Source organism: Mesorhizobium sp. WSM4817, from assembly GCF_055811135.1.
The window spans coordinates 25,462-47,222 of record NZ_JBVVQQ010000032.1 but is presented as its reverse complement, the minus strand read 5'-3'; the positions used below and the strand labels follow the sequence as shown (position 1 = coordinate 47,222).

Genomic DNA, 21,761 nt, shown 5'->3' with positions numbered 1-21,761 from the left:
CACGGCATCAGCGCCTTTTTTGTGCAGTCTTGTTTTTTGCGGAGAAGCGGACTATATGAGGTCCATTGATATTTCGGCCGATCGATCCGGGCCTCGCGATATTCGCGTTTGCTGACGTCTATCCCCAAAATCTCGATACAAACCGGCTGGACTTTGGTTCGGTCAAGCTAAAGCAAACGTATAAGGACTATCGAAATGGCAACAGGTACGGTCAAGTGGTTCAATTCCACCAAGGGTTTCGGCTTCATCCAGCCTGACAGCGGCGGCGCGGACGTTTTCGTCCACATCTCCGCAGTCGAGCGCGCTGGGCTGTCGACGCTGGTCGAAGGCCAGAAGATCAACTTCGAGATCGAGCAGGACCGCCGCACTGGCAAGTCGTCCGCTGGATCTCTGAGCAAGGCAGCCTGATTTTGCGAATGGCGCGCGCCGGGCGATAGCTCGGGGCGCGCGGCAAGTCACGGATGTACTGACGGTCGCGCGAGAAGCGCGTCGGAGCGGAAAGAACCCGACAAGCCGAAGCAGCAGATTGCTGCCGGCCCGGCCAAAGCGCTCCCGATCAGGCTACCAAGCATGGGAAGGCGGGATTTTGTCCCGCCTTTTTGCTGTCCGGATTTCCGGATGAAACGGCTACCTTGGCCTTACTGTACCAATCATGGTATTTTTGAATAATGAGCAAGCTTGAACAGATTGAGAAATCCGTCGCCGAACTGAGCCCTGAGGAACTGAAGGCATTTGCCGCCTGGTTCGAGGCACTGAAAGCGGAGATGTGGGATCGGCAGATCGAAGCCGACGCCAAGGCTGGCAGGCTGGATAAACTTACCGAGCAGGCCTTGGCCGACCATCGCGCCGGCCGGACCCGGTCTCTGTGACTCATGTCGCCACTCCCTTATTCTGGGAGGCTTATGCAAACTGCCTTCGTCGATCAGAGCAAAGGCGGACAAACGATTCGCCAAACTGCGTTCTGATCCGTTTCACCCGTCGTTGCATTTCAAACAGGTCGGACGCTATTGGTCGGCGCGGGTTAATCTCAACTACCGCGCCGTAGCTGTCCGCGACCACGATGACGTGGTCTGGTTTTGGATCGGCACCCACTCCGAATATGACCGCCTCCTGAAGTGGCCATAAGGACAGAACTACCCCAGCCACTCCATCGGCACATGCCCAGGATCAGTCTCGACCCGTTTCAGCCAGGCCGCCACCGCCGGGTAGGCGTCGAGCTGAAAACCGCCCATCTCGGCCGTATGCGTATAGGCGTAGAGCGCGATGTCGGCGACGCTCAAGGCCTCGCCGGCAAAGAACGCACTGCCCGCCAGATGCTTGTTCATCACGCCGAGCGCCTTGTTGCCGCGCTCCAGCGTCAGCGCCAGCCGTTCCGGTGTCGCGTCCTTGGCCCGTTCGGGAAAGGTCAGCAGCGCCTTGCGCACCGCGATATAGGGTTCGTGGCTGTATTGCTCGAAGAACAGCCATTGGTAGGCCAATGCTCGCTCGTATTTGTCGGCCGGCAGCAACCGCGTGCCTTCGGCGAGATAGAGCAGAATGGCGTTGGATTCGGCAAGCCGCCGGCCGTCGTCGAGCTCGAGCAGCGGCACCATGGCGTTCGGGTTCTTGGCGACATAGTCTGGCTTGCGCGTGTCGCCGGTGTGCGAGCTGACCTCGACATTGGTGAGAGCGATGCCGAGCTTGGCCATCAACAGGCGCGGCTTGTAGCAATTGCCGCTGTCGATCATTCCATACAGTATGGTCATTCTTGCTCCCATCGCCGCTCCCCTCGGCGGAGCCGCCTTTACCGGCAATTATCCTGGCAGCGACGGCTTCATCCAGTGATTTGTTTTGGCGCAACCATCAGCGCCGGTGATAGATCACCCAAACAACGGCACGACGTTGTTGGCCATGCCAAGCAGCCTGTCTATGGGCAGCGGCTCCTCGTCGAAGACCGTGCCGGCCAGCGCCGGCCGGGCAAGGTAAAATCCTTGCATCAGGTCAACGCCGCCGTCCAACGCGACGCGCAGATGCGTGGCCTGCTCGATGCCTTCGACCAGCACTTTGGCGCCGCGGTCATGCAGCGCGGAGACCAGCGGCCGGAAAAACCGTTCGGCGGCGGCATGGCGGCAGAATTCCGCGAACCAGGTGCCGTCGATCTTGACGATGTCGGGCTGGACAAGAGCGACCCGTTCTTCCGTCGAATGCCCGGTGCCGAAATCGTCGATGGCGATGCGGATGCCGTCACGCCGCATCTCGCGCGCCAGGCTGACGAGCACCTTGTCTTCAGCCGCCTGCTCGGTGATCTCGCAGACCAGCATGCCGGGGTGCAGGTCGAAGTCGGCGAGACGCCTGGTCATCAGCCTGATTTCTGCCAGCGCTCGCCCGGGGTCATCGTTGATCAGCGGATTGTAGTTGAAGAACAGGTCGAGCCCGCCGACGCCGATGTTGCGGAAATTCCGCAGATGCAGTACCCGGCACATCGTCTCGACGAACAGGCGATCCGCCACGGGGATGCCCTCGAAGAATACGCGCGGCGCGACCGGCCTGCCGGCGCGGTGCGGCTCGATCAGGCCTTCGACGGCGACGGCCTTCAAAAACCTGCCGCGCGGCGCAAAGATCGGCTGGTAGGCGCTCCTCAGCCGGAACGCGCCATAGACGCCATATTCGATCCCGACTTCGTCGGCAAAGATTGCCTCGCCGACATTGCGCCGCCTGTCGGGCCTTTTGGTCATGGCACCACCTTGCGCCCGAAAGCCCGTTTCGGCCGCGGCGAAGGCGAGACGGTCGCAGGCGCCGCGCCGGCGTCAGGCGCCGTCACCGGCATCTGCCTTTCCTTGCCGAAGACTTGGCTTTCGTTGCCGAAGACGTGAAAGCTGGTCGGTGCAAGCTCCGGGCGCGCCAGCGCAAATCCCTGCACCATCGAGGCTCCCGATTTCTCGGCCAGTTCAAGCTGCCAGCCCTCCTCGATGCCCTCGAACACGGTGCGGATGCCTTGCTGTTCGAAAATTGCCACCATGGCGGTCAGCAGCGCGAAGCCGGCGCCGGACTCCATCAGTTGCATGATCCAGTGGGCATCGAATTTGACGATGTCAGGCCTGAGCTCCTTGATCCGGTCGATGTCGGACTCTTCGGCGCCGTAGTCGTCGACCGCGATGCGAAACCCGTTGGCCCTGAGCGCCTCGACGAAATTGTAGAGCGTTTCCTGCGACGCCGACTTTTGTTCGGTCACCTCGCAGACGACGCGGTTCGCATCGATCTCGGCCTCATGCAGCACCAGCCGCATGTCGCGCAGCGCGCTGTCGGCGATGCTGCGATCGGTGAACACCGACGGATCGAAGTTGATGAAAATGAATGCCTCCTGCGGCAGGCAGGCGCCGGCGTTCAAAAGGTGCAGCGTCCTTGTCAGCGCCTCGATATGCAGGCGGTCGACCGTCGGACAGGCGTTGAAAAAACTCACCGGCGTCTGCGGCTCGGCGTCGCGGAACGGCCGGATCAGGCCCTCGAATCCGGTGATGGACAATTTGCCGTTGCTGAAGGCAAAAATCGGCTGGAACGCGCTTTGCAGCGTATAATTGCCCCAGACACCGCTGGCGGTGCCGTCATCGTGGCGGACGATATGGGCAAGCCCGATGCTGCGCGACACGGTTCCTCCCGTTGCGAGACTGGTGGAATGGGTCGTGATCCAGCCGACCGGAGTTTTACCGCGTGTAAGTGAATTTATTGTTGCCGGATTTGCCGGGGATTTGAGGTCTGGCTCATCCGACAATGCTTGCGCTTGGCGGGATGATGCGACATGAGAGACGCCGCGGTCGGACGCACCGCCTGGCCCTACAAGGAGACAACGCCGTCATGGCCTTTCTTGCCGACGCCCTTTCCCGCGTAAAGCCTTCCGCGACCATCGCAGTGACGCAGAAAGCGCGCGAGCTGAAAAACGCCGGCCGTGACGTGATCGGGCTGGGTGCCGGCGAACCGGACTTCGACACGCCGGACAATATCAAGAACGCTGCGATCGAGGCCATCCGCCGCGGCGAAACGAAATATCCTCCGGTGTCCGGCATCGTGCCGCTGCGCGAGGCAATCGCCCAAAAATTCAAGCGAGAGAACAATCTCGATTACCGGCCGGAGCAGACCATCGTCGGCACCGGCGGCAAGCAGATCCTGTTCAATGCCTTCATGGCGACGCTGAACCCCGGCGACGAGGTCATCATTCCGAGGCCGTACTGGGTCAGCTATCCCGAGATGGTAGCGATCTGCGGCGGCACCCCGGCATTTGCCGACACCTCCATCGACAACGGCTTCAAGCTGACGGCGGCGGCGTTGCAAAAGGCGATCACGCCGCGCACCAAGTGGCTGTTGATGAACTCGCCGTCGAACCCGTCGGGCGCCGCCTACAGCGAGGCTGAATTGCGCGCTCTGGCCGACGTGCTGCTCGAACACCCCAATGTCTGGGTGCTGACCGACGACATGTACGAGCATCTGATCTACGGCGATTTCGTCTTCACGACCATCGCCGAGGTCGAGCCGAAGCTTTATGAGCGCACCCTGACCATGAACGGCGTGTCGAAGGCCTATGCGATGACTGGCTGGCGCATCGGCTATGCGGCCGGGCCGGTGGCGCTGATCAAGGCGATGGACATGATCCAGGGCCAGCAGACCTCCGGCGCCTGCACCATTGCCCAGTGGGCATCGGTCGAGGCGCTGAACGGTCCGCAGGATTTCATTGCGAAAAACAAGGCGATTTTCCAGGCTCGGCGCGATCTCGTCGTGTCGATGCTCAATCAGGCGCGCGGCATCACATGTCCGTCTCCCGAAGGGGCTTTCTACGTCTATCCGTCCTGTTCCCAGTTGATCGGCAAGAAGACCAAAGACGGCAAGCTGATCGACAGCGACGAAGCCTTCTGCTCGGAACTGCTCGAGGCCGAGGGCGTGGCGGTCGTGTTCGGTTCGGCATTCGGCCTCGGCCCGAACTTCCGCATCTCCTATGCCACGTCGGAGGCGTTGCTCGAAGAGGCCTGCGCCCGCATCCAGCGCTTCACCGCCTCGCTGACCTGATCAAGCGCATCTCGAACACCAAAACCCGGCTCGCAATCGGGTTTTGGCGGTCGGCGCCAGCCTCATCCCTGGCGACTGTGATTGGTTTCGCGCGCCGAACGAGCCTCGGCCGGCGCCAGAATGGCGGCCAGAAGCCCGGCCGTGACGAACGAAACGATGGCGGCCGTCAGCATCGCCGCATGGAAGCCCCCGGCATAGGCGGCTGCGAACAGATCGAGCAGGCCGTCCTTGCCCATCGCCGCATCGGCTGCGAAATCGTGCCTTGAAACCGCGGCGCGGGCCACCGCTCCGGCATTGGCGACACCGGCATTTTCAAGACGCGCCGTCAGCAGGGCTGTTGCCCGCATGCTCATTAAGGCGCCGAGCAGGGCGATGCCGATGGCGGTGCCGCCCTGGCGGGTTGCGTTGATCACCGCCGACACCATGCCCGAACGCTCGCGCGGCGCAAACGACATCGCGGCAGCGCTGCCGGTCGGGATGGACAGCGCATTGCCGAGGCCGCCGACGGCAAACAGCAGGCCGATCGTCACATAGGGTGTCGAGGGTCCAACCCAGCACATGCCCAGCATGGAAAGACCGCTCGCAAGATAACCCGATGTCATCAGCGCCGAGTGTCCGTAGCGCTGACTGAGCCTGCCGATCGCCGGCGACACGACCATTTGGACGAGGAACAGCGGTGCCATGCGCAGGCCGGTCTGTGTCGGCGACCAGCCCTGTGCGTGCTGCAGGAACATCGAGTAGAGGAAGACGCCGGTGTAGGAGGTGAGGCCGAGCGCGAACGAGGCGACATTGGCGACGGCGAAGCGAACGTCGCGAAACAGGCCAAGCGGCAGCATCGGCCGCGGCGTACGCGCCTCGAAGACAAGGAAGGCTGCCAGGCCGGCGAAGCCGACGACAAGGGCGATAACAGCCTCTCGATCGCCCCAACCTTTTTCGCCTGCCGATATCAGGCCGAAGGTCAAGGCGCCCAGCCACAGAATGCTGAGCGCCAGGCCGACAAGGTCGAGATGGGCATGCTCGGGGTGTGAAGTCTCTACGATCGAAGCCGCACCGAGCGCGATCGTGGCCAGGCCGAGCGGCAGGTTGATCAGGAAAATGCTCTGCCATCCGGCGGTTTCGACCAGGATGCCGCCGACGACCGGGCCAGTGAGCAGCGAGACAGCTGCGAACGACGCCCAGCCTCCGATAACGCCGGCACGCTCGCGACCGTCGGGAAACGCCTGCGTCAGAATCGACAGCGCACCCGGAATGATCAGCGATCCGGCTATCCCTTGCACCACCCGGCCCACCAGCAGCACCGACAGGTTGGGCGCGATTGCACATATGGCAGAGCCAGCCACGAAGATGCCGATGCCTGCCAGCCAGGAGCGCTTGCGCCCGTAGCGGTCGCCGATCAGGCCTGCCGACAGCATGAAGGCCGACAGGCAAAGCGTGTAGGCGTCGATCACCCATTGCAGCCCGGCGAAATCGATGCCGAGCGCAATCTGGATCGTCGGCAGGGCGACGTTGACGATGCTGATGTCGAGCAGTGCGACGAATGTGCCGAGATAGACTGCGGCAACAAGAGGCAAGCGACGGTTCGACATGAAACCCAAACCTGAGCGTGGAAATCACCTACAATGATCAGACGCGACCATGATCAGACGAGACGCGCTTTTAGGTCCGATCAACGCCGCCATACTGCTCGTCGGTCACCTTCTCCAGCCAGTCGGCATGGACGCCGTCGAGCGCCTCCTGCATGGCGATATGGGCCATCGCCGATTTTGGACCGGCGCCGTGCCAATGCTTTTCGTCAGGCGCAAACGAGATGACGTCGCCGGCCCTGATTGCCTGTATCGGCTCGCCCCAGCTTTGCGCCAGGCCGGCGCCTGACACGACATAGAGCGTCTGGCCCAACGGATGCGTATGCCAGTGGGTACGCGCGCCGGGCTCGAAACCGACCATGATGGCGCGTAGCCGCGCCGGCGCTTCCTTCTCGATGATCGGCGTCTGCCACACGCGGCCGGTGAAGTACTTTTCCGGCGCAATGACGGTCGGCACGCTGCCGCAAGCAATGATCTTCATCGTCGCAAAGTCCTCAAACTGATGGCGGATCGGTCGGCGACGACCGTTCCTTTTTGTCGCAGGAAGCGGCACTTTCATCCGATAACCCATCGTGGCGCAACCGCTTTTGCGGCTGTTCGGCGACGGACCCTGTCACGGCATTGACGGAAAGCCCAGGCCCGCATTCGACGGCTTCGCCGATCATGGCTCAACATCCGCGACATCAGGCGATCCCCCGATTCTCAAATCACCCGATTCTCAAATCACTTGCCCTCCCGCCTAACCCGTGGGACGATGCCTTTGGGTAGGCGGCAAACTGAAAAAAGCCCCGCCCGCGACGGTCGACAGGCCGGCCGCCGCTCCCAGGGAAACGCCTGAGTGGAGGTCAGTCATGGGAACTCGCGCCGGAGGACGACGCACGGGACCGAAATGCATTGCCATCGTCGGTCCCTTTGCAAGCGGTAAGACGACACTTCTCGAAGCCATATTGGCCCGCACGGGCGCCATCCCCCGCCAGAATCCGGTCTCCTCGGGAAACACAGTTTCCGATCATTCGCCCGAGGCACGCGCCCACGCCATGAGCGTTGAGGCGACGTTTGCCACCACCGACTTCATGGGCGAGCAACTCACTTTCGTCGATTGCCCCGGCTCCATCGAATTCTCCTTCGAGGCAGAGCCGGTTCTGGCCGCCTGCGACATCGCCGTGGTCGTCGCCGAAGCCGACGAGAAGAAGATCCCTGCCCTGCAGCTGATCATGCGCAAGCTCGATGATCTCGGCGTGCCGCGCATCATGTTCCTCAACAAGGTCGACAAGGCGATATCAGGCGTGCGCGACACGCTGAAGATGTTGCAGCCGGCAAGCTCGGTGCCTTTGCTGCTGCGCCAGATTCCGCTGCGCAAGGACGGCGTGGTGATCGGCTCGATCGATCTGGCGCTGGAGCGCGCCTACATCTATCGCGAATATGCCGAAAGCGAAGTCGCCCAGATTCCCAGCGACGACAAGGCGCGCGAACTCGAAGCGCGCTTTTCCATGCTGGAGACGCTCGCCGACCATGATGATCAACTGATGGAGCAGCTGCTCGACGAAATCGAGCCGCCCAAGGACGCCATCTTCGACGACCTGGCCGCCGACTTGCGCGATGGTGCCGTGACGCCGGTGCTGATCGGCACCGCCGAGAAGGGCAATGGTGTGCTGCGGCTGCTAAAAACGATCCGCCACGACGCGCCTGATGTTGAAGCAACATGCAAGCGCCTCGACGCAGCTGACGGCAATGCGACCGTCGTCCAGGTGATGAAGACCATCCACACCGCGCATGGCGGCAAGCTGTCGATCTCGCGCATCCTGTCCGGCCAACTTGCCGACGCCTCCGAACTCTTCCTGTCGAACGGCGCGACGGCAAAGGTCTCCGGCATCTACAGAATGCTCGGCAAGGACCAGACCAAGCTCACCTCGGCCCCGGCCGGCGACACGGTCGCGCTCGGCAAGATGGACGAGGTCACGACCGGTCAGACCTTGAGCTCGGTCAAGGGCGGCATCAAGCCCTTGGTCACGCTGACGCCGCCGCAACCGGTCTATGCCTTTGCGTTGCGACCGAAGGAACGCAAGGACGAGGTCAAGATGTCGGCGGCCATCCAGCGCCTTGCCGAGGAAGATCCCTCGCTCAGCGTGCGCCACAATCAGGATTCGGCTGAAACCGTGCTGTCGGGCCATGGCGAAATGCATCTGCGTGTCGTGCGCGAGCGGCTGGAGGGCAAGAACCAGATTCCGGTCGAAGGCCATCCGCCGGCTGTGCCTTACCGCGAGACGATCCGCAAAGCGGCGCAGCAGCGTGGCCGTCACAAGAAGCAGTCGGGCGGCCATGGCCAGTTCGGCGACGTGGTGATCGAGATCAAGCCGCTGCCGCGCGGCTCCGGTTTCCAGTTCACCGACACCATCACCGGTGGCGCCGTGCCGAAAACCTATATCCAGTCGGTCGAGGCCGGCGTGCGCGATTATCTGAAATCGGGCCCGCTCGGCTTTCCAGTGGTCGACGTCGCCGTCAACCTGTCCGACGGCTCCTATCATTCCGTCGATTCGTCGGACATGGCCTTCCAGATGGCGGCAAAGCTGGCGATGAAGGAAGGCATGGCCACCTGCTCGCCGGTGCTGCTTGAACCGATCATGAAGGTGGAAATCGTCACGCCGTCCGACGCGACATCGAAAATCATCGCCCTGATCCCGCAGCGGCGCGGCCAAATCCTCGGCTACGATGCGCGGCCCGGCTGGCCGGGATGGGATGTCGTCGAGGCGACCATGCCGCAGGCCGAGATCGGCGATCTGATCATCGAACTGCGTTCGGCCACCGCGGGCGTGGCCAGCTATCGTGCCAGCTTCGACCATATGGCTGAACTCACCGGCCGCCTGGCCGACGAGGCGTTGAACGCCAATGGCAAGGCCGCCTGACACTGGAACTTGGCGACAGTCAGGCTGCAGAACACAAGGAAACGGCGTCCGGACATGATCCGGACGCCGTTCTCTTGCGGACCGTCTTCGTGGGAGGCGAAATGCCAGGTCCGCCGCACATGCCGCCAACGCTTGACAGCCTCAGCGGAAGAATAGTTCGGACGCGGTAGCCGCCTGAGCCCGGATCGTCCGAGTGATGCCCCCATCTCCCGCACGAACCACACCGCGTCCTATGATCTGCTTAGTCGATGCTGCGCGCCCGCGACATGTTACCTGAGGTTACATGTCACTGTTACATGACAATTTCGGTCGGCTTTGCGTCAGCGCCGGCAGGGTTCGGGATACAAAAAAGCCGGATCAACGAAGATCCGGCTGAGTTTGATTGGAAGTGCCTGTTAAGGCTAACCTCCAGAGGGGAACACTCGAGGGCGCTAATGGGAGGAGAACGCGCCCAGGAGATGATCTATATATGTGCTCATCATGCCCAAGAAACAAGCATCTATTTTGCAACACTCGCATGCAAAATGACACAGGCTGTGGTCTAACCCGTTGCTTGGCCTCGTAGGACCAGAAGAATCGCGAAATGCAGTGCGCAGCCAGTCAAGATTCATTGCGAAATGGCAAATCAGCGCCGATTTTCGGTCCAGAACGCAGAAAACAACGAATGATGGCGAATCAGGCAGCGCGCGTTTATTTTTGCGGCAGCCATGCATCGGCCCGAGAATCGCGCCGAAGGAACCCCCGATGAAGACCCGTCGGGCGATCGCCGGCAGCGCGCTGTTCTTCATCGCAGCGCCCGGTGTGGTCGCGGGATTGCTGCCCTGGCTGTTGACCGATCGCTATCGCATGCCATGGTCGACCCTGCCCGGCCTGGTTCCGGTCGGCTGGGTCCTGATTGTCGTCGCAACGGCCTTGCTGCTTAATGCCTTTGCCCGTTTTGCTCTCGAAGGCCGAGGCACGCCCGCTCCGGTCGCGCCAACCGATCGTCTGGTTGTCGGCGGCATCTACCGCCATGTCCGCAACCCGATGTATGTGGCTGTGCTGGCGATCATCCTTGGCCAGGCGCTGCTGTTTTCGAGCGCGGCCCTCGTCGCCTATGCCGCTATCGCCGCCGTCGCCATGGTCTCGTTCGTGAAGTTCCATGAGGAACCGACGCTTGCCCGCCGCTATGGCGCCGAGTACGAGGCCTACCGCCATGCCGTTCCAGGCTGGCTGCCCCGCCTGACGCCATGGCGTGAATAATTTCAGACGAGCGTGAACGTCAAAGAGATTGACTGCCAAGATTGCGCTGCCCCTCACCTGCCTGCCGGCATCCTCTCCCCGTATAGTGACGGGGAGAGGGCGCTCTCATCCACGGTTTCGCCAATCACCAGCGTTGCAGGAAGGTTGCCGAGGTTCCGGCAAGTCCCTTCTCCCCGTCCTTTACGGGGAGAAGGTCCCGGCAGGGGGATGAGGGGCAGCGCGAACCTTGGATCAGAACGACCAGCTTCGGGCCTTGGCGATGATGAAATCGCGGAACACGTGCAGCTTCGCCTGGTTCTTCATCGCATCGGGATAGGCGAAATAGGTGTCGAAGGACGGCACTTCGGTCTCCGGCAGCAACTGCACCAGGCCTGAATCCTTGCTGACCACATAGTCGGGCAGCATGGCGATGCCGGCGCCACCCTGGACCGCGCGCTTGATCGACAATATGTCGTTGATCTGCAGCGTCGGCACCCTTTGCCCGCCTTCGAAATCGCCGACCGTTTCCAGCCAGTTCAATTCCGACAGATGCGCCGGCACCGGCACGCCGAAGGTGACGATGCGATGGCTCTTCAGCTCGGCGATCGACGCCGGCTTGCCATATTTGTTGACGTAGGAAGGGGCGGCGTAGAGATGGAAATGCACCGTGAACAGACGGCGCTGGATGAGATCGGGCTGCTGCGGCTGGCGCAGCCGGATCGCGCAGTCCGCCCGCCGCATCGTGAGGTCGAGTTCCTCATTCGCCAGGATCAGCTGCAGGCTGATCTCGGGATAGAGCTCGATGAATTCCTGCACGCGCTCGGTCAGCCAGCCGGCGCCGAGCCCCACCGTGGTCGTCACCCTGAGCACGCCGGAAGGCCGATCCTTGGCCTCGGTCAGCCGCGACTTGATCGTCTCCAGCTTCATCAGCACGTCATGCGCCGTGCGGAACAGCATCTCACCCTGCTCGGTCAGCACCAGGCCGCGGGCATGGCGATTGAACAGCGGCACGCCGACATCATGTTCGAGCGCGCTGACCTGCCGCGAGATCGCCGATTGCGACAGATGCAGTGTCTCGGCGGCATGGGTGAACGACCCAGCTTCCGCCGCAGCGTGAAACACGCGTAGCTTGTCCCAGTCCAACGCCATGATGCCCCCATTCTGTTTTCTGGCGTCTGAATGAAAAATCAGGCTTTTGCGCGGCTTTTCTCGGCCGCTTGTTTACTCCGCCGCTTCGCGGTGAACTTCGATCCCGGCGAGGTACTTTTCCGCCTCGAGCGCGGCCATGCAGCCGAGCCCCGCCGCCGTCACCGCCTGGCGGTAGATGTCGTCGGTCACGTCGCCGGCGGCGAACACGCCCGGCACGTCGGTGCAGGTCGAATCCGGCGCCGTCCACAGATAGCCGTTCGGCTTCTGCTTCAGCTTGCCGGCGAACAGCTCGACCGCCGGCGCATGGCCGATCGCCACGAACACGCCGTCGACCGTCAGATGCATCTCCTGGCCGGTCACCAGATTGCGCAGCTTCAGTCCTTCCACCGACGGCGGCAGCGGCATCTTGCCGGACTGGCCGGTGATCTCGTCGACGACGGTGTCCCAGATGACGCGGACATTGTCCTTCTTGAACAGCCGCTCGCTGAGGATGCGCTCGGCGCGGAAGTCGCTGCGCCGGTGGATGACCGTCACGCTCTTGGCCAGGTTGGAAAGGTAAAGCGCCTCCTCCACCGCCGAATTGCCGCCGCCGATCACCGCGACATCCTTGCCGCGATAGAAGAAGCCGTCGCAGGTGGCGCAGGCCGATACGCCGAAGCCCATGAAGGTCTGTTCGCTCGGGATGCCCAGCCATTTCGCCTGCGCACCGGTGGCGATAATCAGCGCGTCGGCGGTATAGGTGGCGCCGGAATCGCCCTTGGCACGAAACGGCCGCACGTTGAGGTCGACCTCGGTGATGATGTCGTTGATGACGTCGGTGCCGACATGCTCGGCCTGTTTCAGCATTTGCTCCATCAGCCACGGACCCTGAATCGGATCGGCGAAGCCCGGATAGTTTTCGACATCGGTGGTGATCATCAACTGGCCGCCCTGTTGCAGGCCGGCGACCAGCATCGGCTTCAGCATGGCGCGGGCGGCGTAGATTGCCGCCGTATAGCCGGCGGGACCGGAACCGATGATGAGAACGGGTGCGTGCTTGGACGTCATATCAGGGCTTTCACAACAACCGGACGCGAATGAAGCGTCCGGCACAGGGATCGATTTCGGCCCTAATCTAGGTGTTGCAGGCGACGCCAGCAAGACGACCCGGCCTTCGTCCCCGGAAAGCTTCCGCACAAACAGACGATCCATGAACATCCTGGCGGCGACTGTTCGAAAATCAGTGACTGAAGGGATGGAATGGACACCAAAGTCGTTTAATTACAAGATCACGAAAGATTCTTGCGTGAAGCGCCAAGGTATCCATGCCGCTCAAAGCCGATCTCGATGCCATCGACTGGAAGATCCTGCGCGAGCTTCAGCACGATGGGCGCATGACCAATGTCGAATTGTCCGGCCGCGTCGGCATTTCTGCGCCGCCATGCCTGCGTCGCGTCAGGCGGCTGGAAGAGACCGGCATCATCCGCGGCTATCGCGCCTTGCTCAATGCGCCGGCGCTCGGCCTGGATGTCGTCGCCTTTTGCCTCATCGGCCTGCATCACCAGGCCGACGCGGAGCTGAAAACCTTCGCCGAACGCACCCGCGGCTGGCCGATCGTTCGCGACGCCTGGATGGTGTCGGGCGAATCCGACTTTTTGCTGCATTGCGTGGCGAGCGACCTCGGCGCCTTTCAGACCTTCGTCATCGAGGAACTGGCCTCGGCGCCGAATGTCGACACGGTGCGGACGGCACTGACCATCCGTCGCGTCAAGGACGAGGGCCTGGTGGCTTTCAGCGAAGCGAGACCTTAATCCCGGCCGAGCTCGGCGATGGCGTCGCAGAGTTTGCTGTGATCGTTATCGGTCGTCAGGTTACGCGTCCTGGACGCACCTTCGCCGGGAGTCCGATCGGATCTGCCGTTCACCAGCCAACCCTCGCAGAGCCCGGCTCGCCGTCCGGCTTCCATGTCATCGGCCTTATCGCCGACGATGATCGATCGGCTGATATCCACGCACAGCAGATCGCGGGCGCGCAGAAGCATGCCCGGATTGGGCTTGCGCATCGGATGATCAACTGCTGCCAGCTCGCCCGTCCCGCTCGAATGGTAGGCGCAGGCGAGCACCAGATCGATCCGGCAATTCTGCGCTTCGAGAAGCGCCAGCAGCCGGGCATTGACCGCGGCGAACTCCGGCCAGCCGAAATAGCCGCGGGCTATGCCTGATTGATTGGTCACCACGACGACCGGGATTCCGGCCCGGTTGGCGGCAGCGATCACTGGCGCGATATCTTCGCGCAGCACGATGTCAGCCGGATCGCTGGGGTAGTCGGTGTCGACATTTATGGTGCCGTCGCGGTCGAGGAACAGCGCCGGCGTGCCAGCTGGAAAAACCGAGGTACCAATCCGCTCGACCCACAGGCCCGGCGCTTCGAGCGGGTACGGCTGCGAGGTTGTGACAGCGTCCCGATCAGCCATCACAGAGGCGCGCTTCGACTATTTCGCATAGATGATGATAGAGGCACAGATGCCCCTGCTGGATGATCGGCGTCGAGGTCGAGGGCACGTTGAGCAGGATGTCGGAGAGCGGCTTGAGCTTGCCGCCGGTGTCGCCGGTCAGGCTGATCACAGTCATGTCCATCATGCGCGCCTGTTCGGCGGCGGCGAGGATGCTGGGCGAGTTGCCGCTGGTCGAGATGGCGAGCAGCACGGCCCCCGCCGCGCCATGCGCCTCGACCTGGCGTGAAAACACCGTGTCGAAGCCGTAATCATTGCCCCAGGCGGTCAGCACCGCCGCATTGGCTGGCAGCGCGATGACGTTGTAGGCCTTGCGCTCCTTCAGGAAGCGGCCGACCAGTTCGCCGGCGATGTGAATGGCGTCGCTGGCCGAGCCGCCATTGCCGCAGATCAGCAGCGCCTTGCCCTGCGAAAGCGCGGCGACGACGGCGGTGGCCGCCCGCTCCATCTCGCTGGTGAGGTCGCGCTCGACCATCGCGGTGATCGCGGCCGCCGAGCGGACCAGATAGTCGTTCAGTTCGGACATGAAAACCTCAGTTTGTGCTGCCGGCGCGCAACTTGCCGATGGTGCCGGTGGTGCTTTTGCCGGCGACGAGATCGACCAGCACGACGCGGCCGCCCGCCTTTTGCACGATTTCGGCGCCGACCACCTGATCGATCGTATAGTCGGCGCCCTTGACCAGTATGTCGGGCTTCAGCGCCTCGATCAGCGCGAGCGGCGTGTCTTCCTCGAAGACGACGACGGCATCGACCGAGGCAAGCGCCGCCAGCACGCAGGCGCGGTCATGCTCATCGTTGACCGGGCGCCCCGGCCCTTTCAGCCGGCGCACCGAGGCATCGCTGTTGAGGCCGAGCACCAGCCGGTCGCACTGGCTGCGCGCCGCATGCAAAAGGCTGACATGGCCGGCGTGAAGGATATCGAAGCAGCCATTGGTGAAACCGACGCTCAGGCCTTCGTCCTTCCACGTCGCCACCAGCCGTGCGGCGGGGGCGGCATCGAGGATTGCATCCTTGTGGGCAATCGGTCCGTGCGAGCGAAACAGCGCGCCGCTGAGTTCCTCGGCCGTCAGCCGCGCGGTGCCGCGTTTTCCCACCACCACGCCAGCCGCCGCGTTGGCGATGGCCGCGGCAATGACGCGGTCGGCGCCCGCAGCCAGAGCCAACGCAAACGTAGCAATGACAGTGTCGCCGGCGCCGGAAACGTCGAACACCTCCCGCGCCTGCGTGGCAATGTGGCGGGCATCGTCGGCGTCGACGACGCTCATGCCTTTTTCGCTGCGAGTCGCGACGACGAAATCGAAGCCATGTGCCGAGATCAGCTCACGCGCCGCGGCGACGATCTCGTCATCGGCAAACACCGCGCGTCCGACCGCCTCGCCAAGTTCCTTGCGATTGGGCGTGATCGCCGTCGCCCCGGAATAGCAAGCATAGTCGCGGCCCTTGGGATCGACCAGCACCGGCTTGTCCGCCTCGCGGCAGATCGAGATCAGCTCGCCGGCGACGCCGTCGAGCAACATGCCCTTGCCGTAGTCGGACAGGATGACGATGTCGGCTTGCGCCAGCCCGGCGCGGAAAAGCCGGATCAGCGTCGCCCGCTCTGCATCGCCCAGCGGCTTGATTTCCTCTTCGTCGAAGCGCAGCACCTGCTGGTTGAGCGCGCTGAAACGGCTTTTCGACGAGGTCATCCGGTTGGCGTCCTGCGCGAGACCGCCGGTGTCGACGCCAAGCCTGGCGAGCATGCGCATGAGATTGTCGCCGGCCGGATCGGCGCCGATCACCGAAACCGGTATCGCGGCAGCGCCGAGCGAGACGATGTTGGCGACGACATTGCCGGCGCCACCCATCGCCGAGGTTTCGCCACGCCCGCGCAGCACCGGAATAGGCGCTTCCGGCGAAATCCGCTCGATGACGCCGTTGACGAAACGGTCGAGGATGAAGTCGCCGACCACCAGCACGGTGACGTTGCCGAACCGCGAGATGGCGCGGTGAAGCGGTTCGGGAGAAGGCAGGTATTGCTCGCTCATGTCATCTTCGACGTGCAATGAGAGCCGGTCCCGATGCTGTGAAAACGCTGGACTGGCAGGGCTGGTCGTTCATGGCGAAGCCGATATACCGCAATTCGGCTCAGCGCAACGGCAGGCGCCGAACCGACCACAGCCAACGCCGGTTTGGCGGATCAACTTTTTTGCAAAGCGACGTGAACACCCAATCCGACGAGCACCGCGCCGCCCGCACGCCGCATCAGGCGTTGCCCGCCGTTTGACGCCCACCCAACCGCCGGTTTGCGACCTGCTTTATCGACAGCCCCGCAAGCCTCCCCTATAAGGGCCGGAATCGGCACAAGATACCAGAGGCTTTCATGATCATCGTCACGGGCGGCGCCGGCATGATCGGCTCAAACATCGTCGCCGCGCTCAATGCCGAAGGGATCAGCGACATTCTCGTCGTCGACGACCTGACCGACGGCCACAAGATCGCCAATCTCGCCGACCTGCAGATCGCCGATTATCTCGACAAGGACGATTTCCTGCCGCGGATGGAGGCCGGCGACCTCGGCCGCATCGAGGCCGTCTTCCACCAGGGCGCCTGCTCGACCACCACCGAGTGGAACGGCAAGTTCATGATGGAGGTGAACTACACCTATTCGAAGCGGCTGCTGCATGCCTGCCTGGCGCTGCGGCTGCCTTTCCTCTATGCCTCCTCGGCTTCGGTCTATGGCGGCGGCGCCGAGTTTCGCGAGGAGCCGGACTGCGAGCGCCCGCTCAATGTCTATGCCTATTCAAAGAAGCTGTTCGACGACTACGTCCGCCGCACCGTCTTCGATACCGACCATTCGCCGGTGGCCGGCCTGCGCTATTTCAACGTCTATGGGCCGCGCGAGGCGCACAAGGGCGCCATGGCCTCGGTCGCCTACCATCTGTTCAACCAGGTCGAGCAAGGCCACAACCCAAAGCTGTTCGGCGCCTATGACGGTTTCGGACCTGGCGAGCAGAGCCGCGACTTCATCCATGTCGGCGACGTTGCCGATGTCAATCTGTGGTTGTGGAAACGCGGCTCAAGCGGCATCTTCAACTGCGGCACCGGCCGAGCCCAGCCGTTCCGCGCCATTGCCGAAACTGTGATCGGCGCGCTGGGCAAAGGCGAGATCGAGTTCATCGACTTCCCCGACCATCTCAAGGGCAGCTACCAGAGTTTTACGCAAGCTGACATGTCCCGGTTGCGCGCCGCCGGTTACAATGGTCAGTTTCGCACAGTGGAAACCGGCGTCAGAGACTATGTCGAATGGCTGAAAGCCCAACGATCCTCGTGATCGGCCCACGCTGGGTGGGCGACATGGTGATGGCGCAGTGCCTGTTCTCGGCGCTGAGAGAGCTTCACCCGAACGCCGCAATCGACGTGCTGGCCCCGGCATGGGCCGCGCCACTGGTCAAGCGGATGCCCGAAATACGCCAGCAGGTCGATCTGCCGCTGAAATCCGGAGCGCTGGAATTCCGCATGCGAAGGCGCTTCGGCCGCCTGCTGCGCGGCCACTACGACATCGCCTATGTCATGCCTGGAAGCTGGAAGTCGGCGCTGGTCCCGTTCTTTGCCCGCATTCCGCGCCGTGTCGGCTACCTCAAGGAAATGCGCTACGGGCTGCTGACCGATATCGTTGCCTTGCCCGACGATGTGAAACGGCGCACGGCGCAGGCCTATTTCGGCCTCGCGCAAGGCGGCACGTTCCGTGCTCCCAAGCTCACTGTCGACACGAAAAACCAGGCGGTATTGCTGGGCCGCTTCGGGCTGGAGGCGAAAAAATTCGTCGCGCTGATGCCCGGCGCCGAGTTCGGGCCGGCCAAACGCTGGCCGAGCGACCGCTATGCCGGCCTTGCCCGCGACATGATGGAAAAAGGTTTTGCGGTCGCGCTGTTCGGATCGAAGAACGACGCTGAGGTGACGGCGGAAATCGCCACGCTTGCACCTGATGTTGTCGACCTCGCTGGCCAGACGCGGCTGGAGGACGCCATCGACCTGATCGCCGCGGCCAGGCTTGCGGTGTCGAACGACAGTGGGCTGATGCATGTCGCCGCCGCGGTCGGCACGCCGATCGTGGCCGTCTACGGCTCGACCTCGCCGCACAATACGCCGCCGCTCGCCGAGCAGCGCGAACTGGTCTGGCTCGGCCTGTCCTGTTCGCCCTGCCACCGGAAAATCTGCCCGCTCGGCCATCTCAACTGCCTGAACACGCTTGAGGTGGCGCAGGTCGCGGCAGCGGCGGAACGGCTGCTGGAAATGCCGGCCGCCGCATGAGGGTGCTCATCGTCAAGACATCCTCGATGGGTGACGTCATCCACAGCTTTCCGGCCGTCGAGGATGCCCGCCGCAACCGGCCGGACGTGTCGTTCGACTGGTGTGTGGAAGAGGCTTTTGCCGGCATCGTGGCGCTGCATCCGGCGATCGCGACCATCCACACCGTGGCAATCCGGCGCTGGCGCACAAGCCCGCTCGGCCGCGGCACATGGTGCGAGGCAGCGGGACTGCGCCGCGCCTTGCGGGATCGCCGCTACGATCTCGTCATCGATGCGCAAGGATTGCTGAAGTCGGCCGTGGTGGCGAAACAGGCCGCGGCGCCGATCGCCGGCTTCGACCGGTCGAGCGCTCGCGAGCCCTCGGCAACCGTGTTCTACGACCGCCGCTATGCTGTGCCGCGCGATCTGCACGCCATCGAACGCACAAGGCGGCTGTTCGGGCTGGCGCTCGGCTATGAACCGGATTTTTCCGGGCTCGGCTCCGGCATCGTGCCGCCGGCCGTCGCTTCGACTTTTGTCGGCGAAAAAACCGCTTTCCTGCTGCACGGCACCAGCCGCGAGGACAAGAAATGGCCGGTCGGCGACTGGATCGAGACGGCCCGGCGTCTCGTGGAAAGTGGAATGACGCCGGTCACCACCTGGTCGAACGACAGGGAAAAGGCGGTTGCCGAGGCGATTGCCCAAGCTGTTCCACAGACCGTGCTGGTGCCGAAATCACCGCTTGCCGAGATCGCCGCGATCATCGGCCGGTCGGTGCTGGTCATCGGCGCCGATACCGGCCTTACCCACCTCGCCAGTGCCTTCGGCCTGCCGACCGTCGCGGTGTTTGTGGCGACAGAACCCGGCCTGACCGGCCCGCGCGGGCCGTTCTCGTCAACGCTGCTGGCCGCGCCCGGCGCTCGTGTCGCGCCGATAGAGGTGGTAGCGGAAGCTGAGAGGCTGCTGGCGCTCAAATCGCAGGCCGCGACATAGGACCTTTTCAGAATTCGCTCTGGCGAGTCGAATAGCGTGGTTTTCGAGAACCGGAGCGGAGCGTACTTAAAGTACGTGAGCACCGGAAGCGCAGAAAACCGCGCTAGTCGGCCGCCAGAGTAGAATTATCAAAAGGTCCTAAATGAACTGTACCTGGACGATCTCGTAGCCCCGCGCGCCGCCTGGCGCGTTGACCTCGATGGCATCGCCGACTTCCTTGCCGATCAGCGCCCGCGCGATCGGCGAGGAGATCGAGATGCGGCCGGACTTCACGTCCGCCTCCTGGTCGCCGACGATCTGGTAGGTCTTCTTCTCTTCCGTGTCCTCGTCGACCAGCACCACGGTCGCGCCGAACTTGACCTTTTCGCCGCTGAGCTTTGTGATGTCGATCACCTCGGCGCGGGCGATAAAATCCTCGAGCTCGTTGACGCGGCCCTCATTGAGACTCTGCGCCTCTTTCGCCGCGTGGTATTCCGCGTTTTCAGAGAGATCGCCGTGCGAGCGCGCTTCGGAGATTGCTTCGATGATGCGCGGCCGCTCTTCCTGCTGGCGCCAGCGCAGTTCTTCCTTCAATGACGCGAACCCCTCGCCTGTCATCGGGACCTTGTTCATAATGCCTGACCTTTCCTGCCGCCGCCCCCGCATTCCGGGAGCGACCTTGTCGATGGGTACAAAAAGAAAACGGTCCGGCAGCCTCGGGCTAACGGAACCGTGTCACCGCAATTTCCTCCAATATAGCAATCTTCGCGGGTTTTTCACGCCAAAAAATCGGTTTTGAAAAATTCGCCCGCCATTTGCGGAAATGCCGTCATGGCAGCCCGGCTGGCCGGGCGCGCCGCAATAAAAACCGGCTGCGATTGCTCACAGCCGGTCTGAGGCGTGTTCGGGCTTAGAATCAGCCCTTCATGAAACGGTCTATCTGCTCGGACAGCATGCCGTATTCACGAGATCCCTTGCCGATGCGTTTCTCGATCTCGCGGAGCTGTTCCCGGGCGCCGGCGAGATCGCCGATCTGCAGATGCGCCTCGCCGAGATATTCGCGTACCAGCGTGTAATCAGGATCGATGCGCAGCGCTTCCTCATAATAGCCGAGACCGACGGTGACGCGTCCGGAATGGCGGTGCGAGTAGCCGAGATAGTTGAGGATGCGAGGGTCTTTCTTGTCCGCAGCCAGGCTGAGCACGGCAATCGCCTCGTCATAACGTCCTGCCATCGCCAGCGCGCGGCCGGCTTCATAGATGTTGTCGTCGTCCAGCATGCCGTGCTTGGGCGCGACGCACTTCTTCAGCTTCTTGTCCCAGACCTTGCCTTTCTTGCACTGTGTCGTCTGGCTGCCATCGCCACCGCCTCCACCTTCACCGGCCGAAAACACCGGAACAGCAAACAGCGGCAGGGCGGCAACCGCCAGAACCTGGATCAGCAATCGTCTGCGCATCGAACTCTCCTTGAAGCATGACAATGCAAGACTAACGCCGGGCAAAAGCCGTTTCATCCCGGAAAAAAGTCACGGCCAGTGAAAGCCTTTTCAACGGCCCGCGCCAGTCGGAAAATGGAAGCGCCGAACAAAACGTGACGAGCGCTGCAAATCCGCTATCATCCAGCAAACGCCAACGGAGTATGCGGAGACGGCCAGTGCAGCGGCGCCTTGAAAAAGAATGGGAGCTTTCGATCGGTCCCGACACGGTGCGCCTGTTCATCCTCAAGGCGAAGGCGTTGAGCGCCGCCGTCAACGAAGACTATGCCGATGGCGCCGAGCACGAGGTAGAACTCGATAGCGAGGCGCATGACAACCATCATCATGACGGTCTCGTCGAGGAACGTTCCGAGGACCTCACCGAAGAAGAGCTGCGCGAACTGATCAACGATCTCAATGTCGACGAGGCGGCCGAACTCGTCGCCCTCGCCTGGGTTGGACGCGGCGACTATGACGCCTCGGAATGGGCGGACGCGCTGACGGCCGCGCGCGAGCGCGCCAACAAGCGCACGGCGAAATATCTGCTCGGCATGCCGCTGTTGGCCGACTGGCTGGAGGAAGGGCTGGAAGCGATCGGTGCGTAACACCGCGGTCACCGTTTGTGATCGGCCAATGCCCTCGTTCAGGCAACTTCCGCATTCGCCC

Annotated in this window: 22 protein-coding genes and 2 pseudogenes; 11 read left to right on the top strand and 13 right to left on the bottom strand. The window is 62.8% G+C overall.

Annotated elements, in window-relative coordinates; all coding sequences use genetic code 11:
* Positions 1–195 precede the first annotated feature (195 nt).
* The 3 genes and pseudogenes from AC0L2K_RS30405 to AC0L2K_RS30395 all read left to right on the top strand — a co-directional run bounded on the left by AC0L2K_RS30405 (position 196) and on the right by AC0L2K_RS30395 (position 1,125).
* A complete protein-coding gene (locus tag AC0L2K_RS30405; RefSeq protein WP_023678332.1) occupies positions 196–408 on the top strand; it encodes a cold-shock protein in 213 nt (70 codons plus the stop codon).
* A 260-nt stretch (positions 409–668) separates the two neighbouring features.
* Positions 669–869 (top strand): hypothetical protein, encoded by a 201-nt coding sequence (locus AC0L2K_RS30400; RefSeq protein ID WP_128169575.1) that lies wholly within the window; start codon positions 669–671, stop codon positions 867–869.
* A pseudogene (locus AC0L2K_RS30395) lies at positions 866–1,125 on the top strand (type II toxin-antitoxin system RelE family toxin). The gene AC0L2K_RS30400 and the pseudogene AC0L2K_RS30395 overlap by 4 nt, the downstream one beginning before the upstream one ends.
* 8 nt (positions 1,126–1,133) lie before the next feature.
* Here AC0L2K_RS30395 and AC0L2K_RS30390 read toward each other — a convergent pair.
* From AC0L2K_RS30390 to AC0L2K_RS30380, 3 genes are all read right to left on the bottom strand, one after another.
* Positions 1,134–1,745: a glutathione S-transferase family protein gene (locus AC0L2K_RS30390; protein ID WP_473533141.1), complete on the bottom strand. Its 612-nt coding sequence runs from the start codon at positions 1,743–1,745 to the stop codon at positions 1,134–1,136.
* Between the two features lie 114 nt (positions 1,746–1,859).
* Positions 1,860–2,714, bottom strand: a complete 855-nt coding sequence (locus AC0L2K_RS30385) for an EAL domain-containing protein (RefSeq protein WP_287176000.1) — start codon at positions 2,712–2,714, stop codon at positions 1,860–1,862.
* Positions 2,711–3,625, bottom strand: coding sequence for an EAL domain-containing protein (locus AC0L2K_RS30380; RefSeq protein ID WP_473533140.1), 915 nt, complete (start codon positions 3,623–3,625; stop codon positions 2,711–2,713). Before AC0L2K_RS30380 ends, AC0L2K_RS30385 begins: the two co-directional genes overlap by 4 nt.
* A gap of 206 nt (positions 3,626–3,831) precedes the next feature.
* Between AC0L2K_RS30380 and AC0L2K_RS30375 the strand changes: the two genes are divergently transcribed.
* Positions 3,832–5,034 carry a pyridoxal phosphate-dependent aminotransferase gene (locus tag AC0L2K_RS30375; RefSeq protein ID WP_473533139.1) on the top strand — a complete coding sequence of 401 codons (1,203 nt, stop codon included), beginning with the start codon at positions 3,832–3,834 and terminating at the stop codon, positions 5,032–5,034.
* Positions 5,035–5,096: 62 nt separating this feature from the next.
* On the opposite strand, the gene AC0L2K_RS30370 is transcribed toward AC0L2K_RS30375, so the two are convergent.
* Complete coding sequence (locus AC0L2K_RS30370) at positions 5,097–6,620, bottom strand: MFS transporter (RefSeq protein WP_473533138.1); 1,524 nt, start codon at positions 6,618–6,620, stop codon at positions 5,097–5,099.
* A 70-nt stretch (positions 6,621–6,690) separates the two neighbouring features.
* Positions 6,691–7,098 (bottom strand): (R)-mandelonitrile lyase, encoded by a 408-nt coding sequence (locus AC0L2K_RS30365; protein WP_023799792.1) that lies wholly within the window; start codon positions 7,096–7,098, stop codon positions 6,691–6,693.
* Positions 7,099–7,468: 370 nt separating this feature from the next.
* Here AC0L2K_RS30365 and AC0L2K_RS30360 point away from each other — a divergent pair, with 370 nt between their 5' ends.
* Both AC0L2K_RS30360 and AC0L2K_RS30355 read left to right on the top strand, forming a co-directional pair.
* Entirely contained in the window at positions 7,469–9,520 is a 2,052-nt protein-coding gene (locus AC0L2K_RS30360; protein WP_473533137.1) for an elongation factor G, read from the top strand.
* Between the two features lie 744 nt (positions 9,521–10,264).
* Positions 10,265–10,762 carry a methyltransferase family protein gene (locus tag AC0L2K_RS30355; RefSeq protein ID WP_473533136.1) on the top strand — a complete coding sequence of 166 codons (498 nt, stop codon included), beginning with the start codon at positions 10,265–10,267 and terminating at the stop codon, positions 10,760–10,762.
* Between the two features lie 231 nt (positions 10,763–10,993).
* Here AC0L2K_RS30355 and AC0L2K_RS30350 read toward each other — a convergent pair whose 3' ends face one another.
* The gene (locus tag AC0L2K_RS30350; protein WP_023799796.1) at positions 10,994–11,890 is read right to left on the bottom strand and encodes a LysR family transcriptional regulator; all 897 of its coding nucleotides are present in this window, start codon (positions 11,888–11,890) and stop codon (positions 10,994–10,996) included.
* Between the two features lie 72 nt (positions 11,891–11,962).
* On the bottom strand, positions 11,963–12,937 hold the full coding sequence (gene trxB / locus AC0L2K_RS30345) for a thioredoxin-disulfide reductase (protein ID WP_027151125.1): 975 nt from the start codon (positions 12,935–12,937) through the stop codon (positions 11,963–11,965).
* A gap of 257 nt (positions 12,938–13,194) precedes the next feature.
* Here trxB and AC0L2K_RS30340 point away from each other — a divergent pair, with 257 nt between their 5' ends.
* Entirely contained in the window at positions 13,195–13,680 is a 486-nt protein-coding gene (locus AC0L2K_RS30340; protein ID WP_077379873.1) for an Lrp/AsnC family transcriptional regulator, read from the top strand.
* On the opposite strand, the gene AC0L2K_RS30335 is transcribed toward AC0L2K_RS30340, so the two are convergent.
* The 4 genes and pseudogenes from AC0L2K_RS30335 to AC0L2K_RS30320 all read right to left on the bottom strand — a co-directional run.
* Complete coding sequence (locus tag AC0L2K_RS30335) at positions 13,677–14,342, bottom strand: D-glycero-alpha-D-manno-heptose-1,7-bisphosphate 7-phosphatase (protein WP_473533135.1); 666 nt, start codon at positions 14,340–14,342, stop codon at positions 13,677–13,679. The genes AC0L2K_RS30340 and AC0L2K_RS30335 overlap by 4 nt on opposite strands.
* On the bottom strand, positions 14,335–14,907 hold the full coding sequence (locus tag AC0L2K_RS30330) for a D-sedoheptulose-7-phosphate isomerase (RefSeq protein WP_473533134.1): 573 nt from the start codon (positions 14,905–14,907) through the stop codon (positions 14,335–14,337). Before AC0L2K_RS30330 ends, AC0L2K_RS30335 begins: the two co-directional genes overlap by 8 nt.
* A gap of 7 nt (positions 14,908–14,914) precedes the next feature.
* The gene (rfaE1, locus tag AC0L2K_RS30325) at positions 14,915–16,405 is read right to left on the bottom strand and encodes a D-glycero-beta-D-manno-heptose-7-phosphate kinase (RefSeq protein WP_473533133.1); all 1,491 of its coding nucleotides are present in this window, start codon (positions 16,403–16,405) and stop codon (positions 14,915–14,917) included.
* Positions 16,406–16,557: 152 nt separating this feature from the next.
* Positions 16,558–16,644: pseudogene (locus tag AC0L2K_RS30320) on the bottom strand (LysE family translocator); the annotation flags it as partial.
* A 96-nt stretch (positions 16,645–16,740) separates the two neighbouring features.
* Between AC0L2K_RS30320 and rfaD the strand changes: the two are divergent.
* From rfaD to waaC, 3 genes are read left to right on the top strand one after another with little or no spacing between them, the layout of a single operon-like run.
* A complete protein-coding gene (gene rfaD, locus AC0L2K_RS30315) occupies positions 16,741–17,691 on the top strand; it encodes an ADP-glyceromanno-heptose 6-epimerase (RefSeq protein ID WP_473533132.1) in 951 nt (316 codons plus the stop codon).
* Positions 17,664–18,671, top strand: a complete 1,008-nt coding sequence (gene waaF / locus AC0L2K_RS30310) for a lipopolysaccharide heptosyltransferase II (protein WP_287240002.1) — start codon at positions 17,664–17,666, stop codon at positions 18,669–18,671. The genes rfaD and waaF overlap by 28 nt, the downstream gene beginning before the upstream one ends.
* The gene (waaC, locus tag AC0L2K_RS30305; RefSeq protein ID WP_473533131.1) at positions 18,668–19,642 is read left to right on the top strand and encodes a lipopolysaccharide heptosyltransferase I; all 975 of its coding nucleotides are present in this window, start codon (positions 18,668–18,670) and stop codon (positions 19,640–19,642) included. Before waaF ends, waaC begins: the two co-directional genes overlap by 4 nt.
* A 138-nt stretch (positions 19,643–19,780) precedes the next feature.
* On the opposite strand, the gene greA is transcribed toward waaC, so the two are convergent.
* Both greA and AC0L2K_RS30295 read right to left on the bottom strand, forming a co-directional pair.
* Complete coding sequence (gene greA, locus AC0L2K_RS30300) at positions 19,781–20,254, bottom strand: transcription elongation factor GreA (protein ID WP_023799806.1); 474 nt, start codon at positions 20,252–20,254, stop codon at positions 19,781–19,783.
* Positions 20,255–20,537: 283 nt separating this feature from the next.
* Positions 20,538–21,077 carry a tetratricopeptide repeat protein gene (locus AC0L2K_RS30295; RefSeq protein ID WP_473533130.1) on the bottom strand — a complete coding sequence of 180 codons (540 nt, stop codon included), beginning with the start codon at positions 21,075–21,077 and terminating at the stop codon, positions 20,538–20,540.
* 197 nt (positions 21,078–21,274) lie between these two features.
* Between AC0L2K_RS30295 and AC0L2K_RS30290 the strand changes: the two genes are divergently transcribed.
* Complete coding sequence (locus AC0L2K_RS30290; RefSeq protein ID WP_023799808.1) at positions 21,275–21,700, top strand: DUF3775 domain-containing protein; 426 nt, start codon at positions 21,275–21,277, stop codon at positions 21,698–21,700.
* Positions 21,701–21,761 lie beyond the last annotated feature (61 nt).

Coding starts and splice junctions, on each gene's coding strand:
- AC0L2K_RS30405 (WP_023678332.1), top strand. CDS start 196: ATGGCAACAGGTACGGTCAAGTGGTTCAATTCCACCAAGGGTTTCGGC.
- AC0L2K_RS30360 (WP_473533137.1), top strand. CDS start 7,469: ATGGGAACTCGCGCCGGAGGACGACGCACGGGACCGAAATGCATTGCC.
- AC0L2K_RS30355 (WP_473533136.1), top strand. CDS start 10,265: ATGAAGACCCGTCGGGCGATCGCCGGCAGCGCGCTGTTCTTCATCGCA.
- AC0L2K_RS30295 (WP_473533130.1), bottom strand. CDS start 21,077: ATGCGCAGACGATTGCTGATCCAGGTTCTGGCGGTTGCCGCCCTGCCG.
- AC0L2K_RS30385 (WP_287176000.1), bottom strand. CDS start 2,714: ATGACCAAAAGGCCCGACAGGCGGCGCAATGTCGGCGAGGCAATCTTT.
- AC0L2K_RS30340 (WP_077379873.1), top strand. CDS start 13,195: ATGCCGCTCAAAGCCGATCTCGATGCCATCGACTGGAAGATCCTGCGC.
- AC0L2K_RS30335 (WP_473533135.1), bottom strand. CDS start 14,342: ATGGCTGATCGGGACGCTGTCACAACCTCGCAGCCGTACCCGCTCGAA.
- greA (WP_023799806.1), bottom strand. CDS start 20,254: ATGAACAAGGTCCCGATGACAGGCGAGGGGTTCGCGTCATTGAAGGAA.
- trxB (WP_027151125.1), bottom strand. CDS start 12,937: ATGACGTCCAAGCACGCACCCGTTCTCATCATCGGTTCCGGTCCCGCC.
- AC0L2K_RS30370 (WP_473533138.1), bottom strand. CDS start 6,620: ATGTCGAACCGTCGCTTGCCTCTTGTTGCCGCAGTCTATCTCGGCACA.
- waaF (WP_287240002.1), top strand. CDS start 17,664: ATGGCTGAAAGCCCAACGATCCTCGTGATCGGCCCACGCTGGGTGGGC.
- AC0L2K_RS30390 (WP_473533141.1), bottom strand. CDS start 1,745: ATGACCATACTGTATGGAATGATCGACAGCGGCAATTGCTACAAGCCG.
- AC0L2K_RS30330 (WP_473533134.1), bottom strand. CDS start 14,907: ATGTCCGAACTGAACGACTATCTGGTCCGCTCGGCGGCCGCGATCACC.
- rfaE1 (WP_473533133.1), bottom strand. CDS start 16,405: ATGAGCGAGCAATACCTGCCTTCTCCCGAACCGCTTCACCGCGCCATC.
- waaC (WP_473533131.1), top strand. CDS start 18,668: ATGAGGGTGCTCATCGTCAAGACATCCTCGATGGGTGACGTCATCCAC.
- AC0L2K_RS30400 (WP_128169575.1), top strand. CDS start 669: ATGAGCAAGCTTGAACAGATTGAGAAATCCGTCGCCGAACTGAGCCCT.
- rfaD (WP_473533132.1), top strand. CDS start 16,741: ATGATCATCGTCACGGGCGGCGCCGGCATGATCGGCTCAAACATCGTC.
- AC0L2K_RS30350 (WP_023799796.1), bottom strand. CDS start 11,890: ATGGCGTTGGACTGGGACAAGCTACGCGTGTTTCACGCTGCGGCGGAA.
- AC0L2K_RS30375 (WP_473533139.1), top strand. CDS start 3,832: ATGGCCTTTCTTGCCGACGCCCTTTCCCGCGTAAAGCCTTCCGCGACC.
- AC0L2K_RS30365 (WP_023799792.1), bottom strand. CDS start 7,098: ATGAAGATCATTGCTTGCGGCAGCGTGCCGACCGTCATTGCGCCGGAA.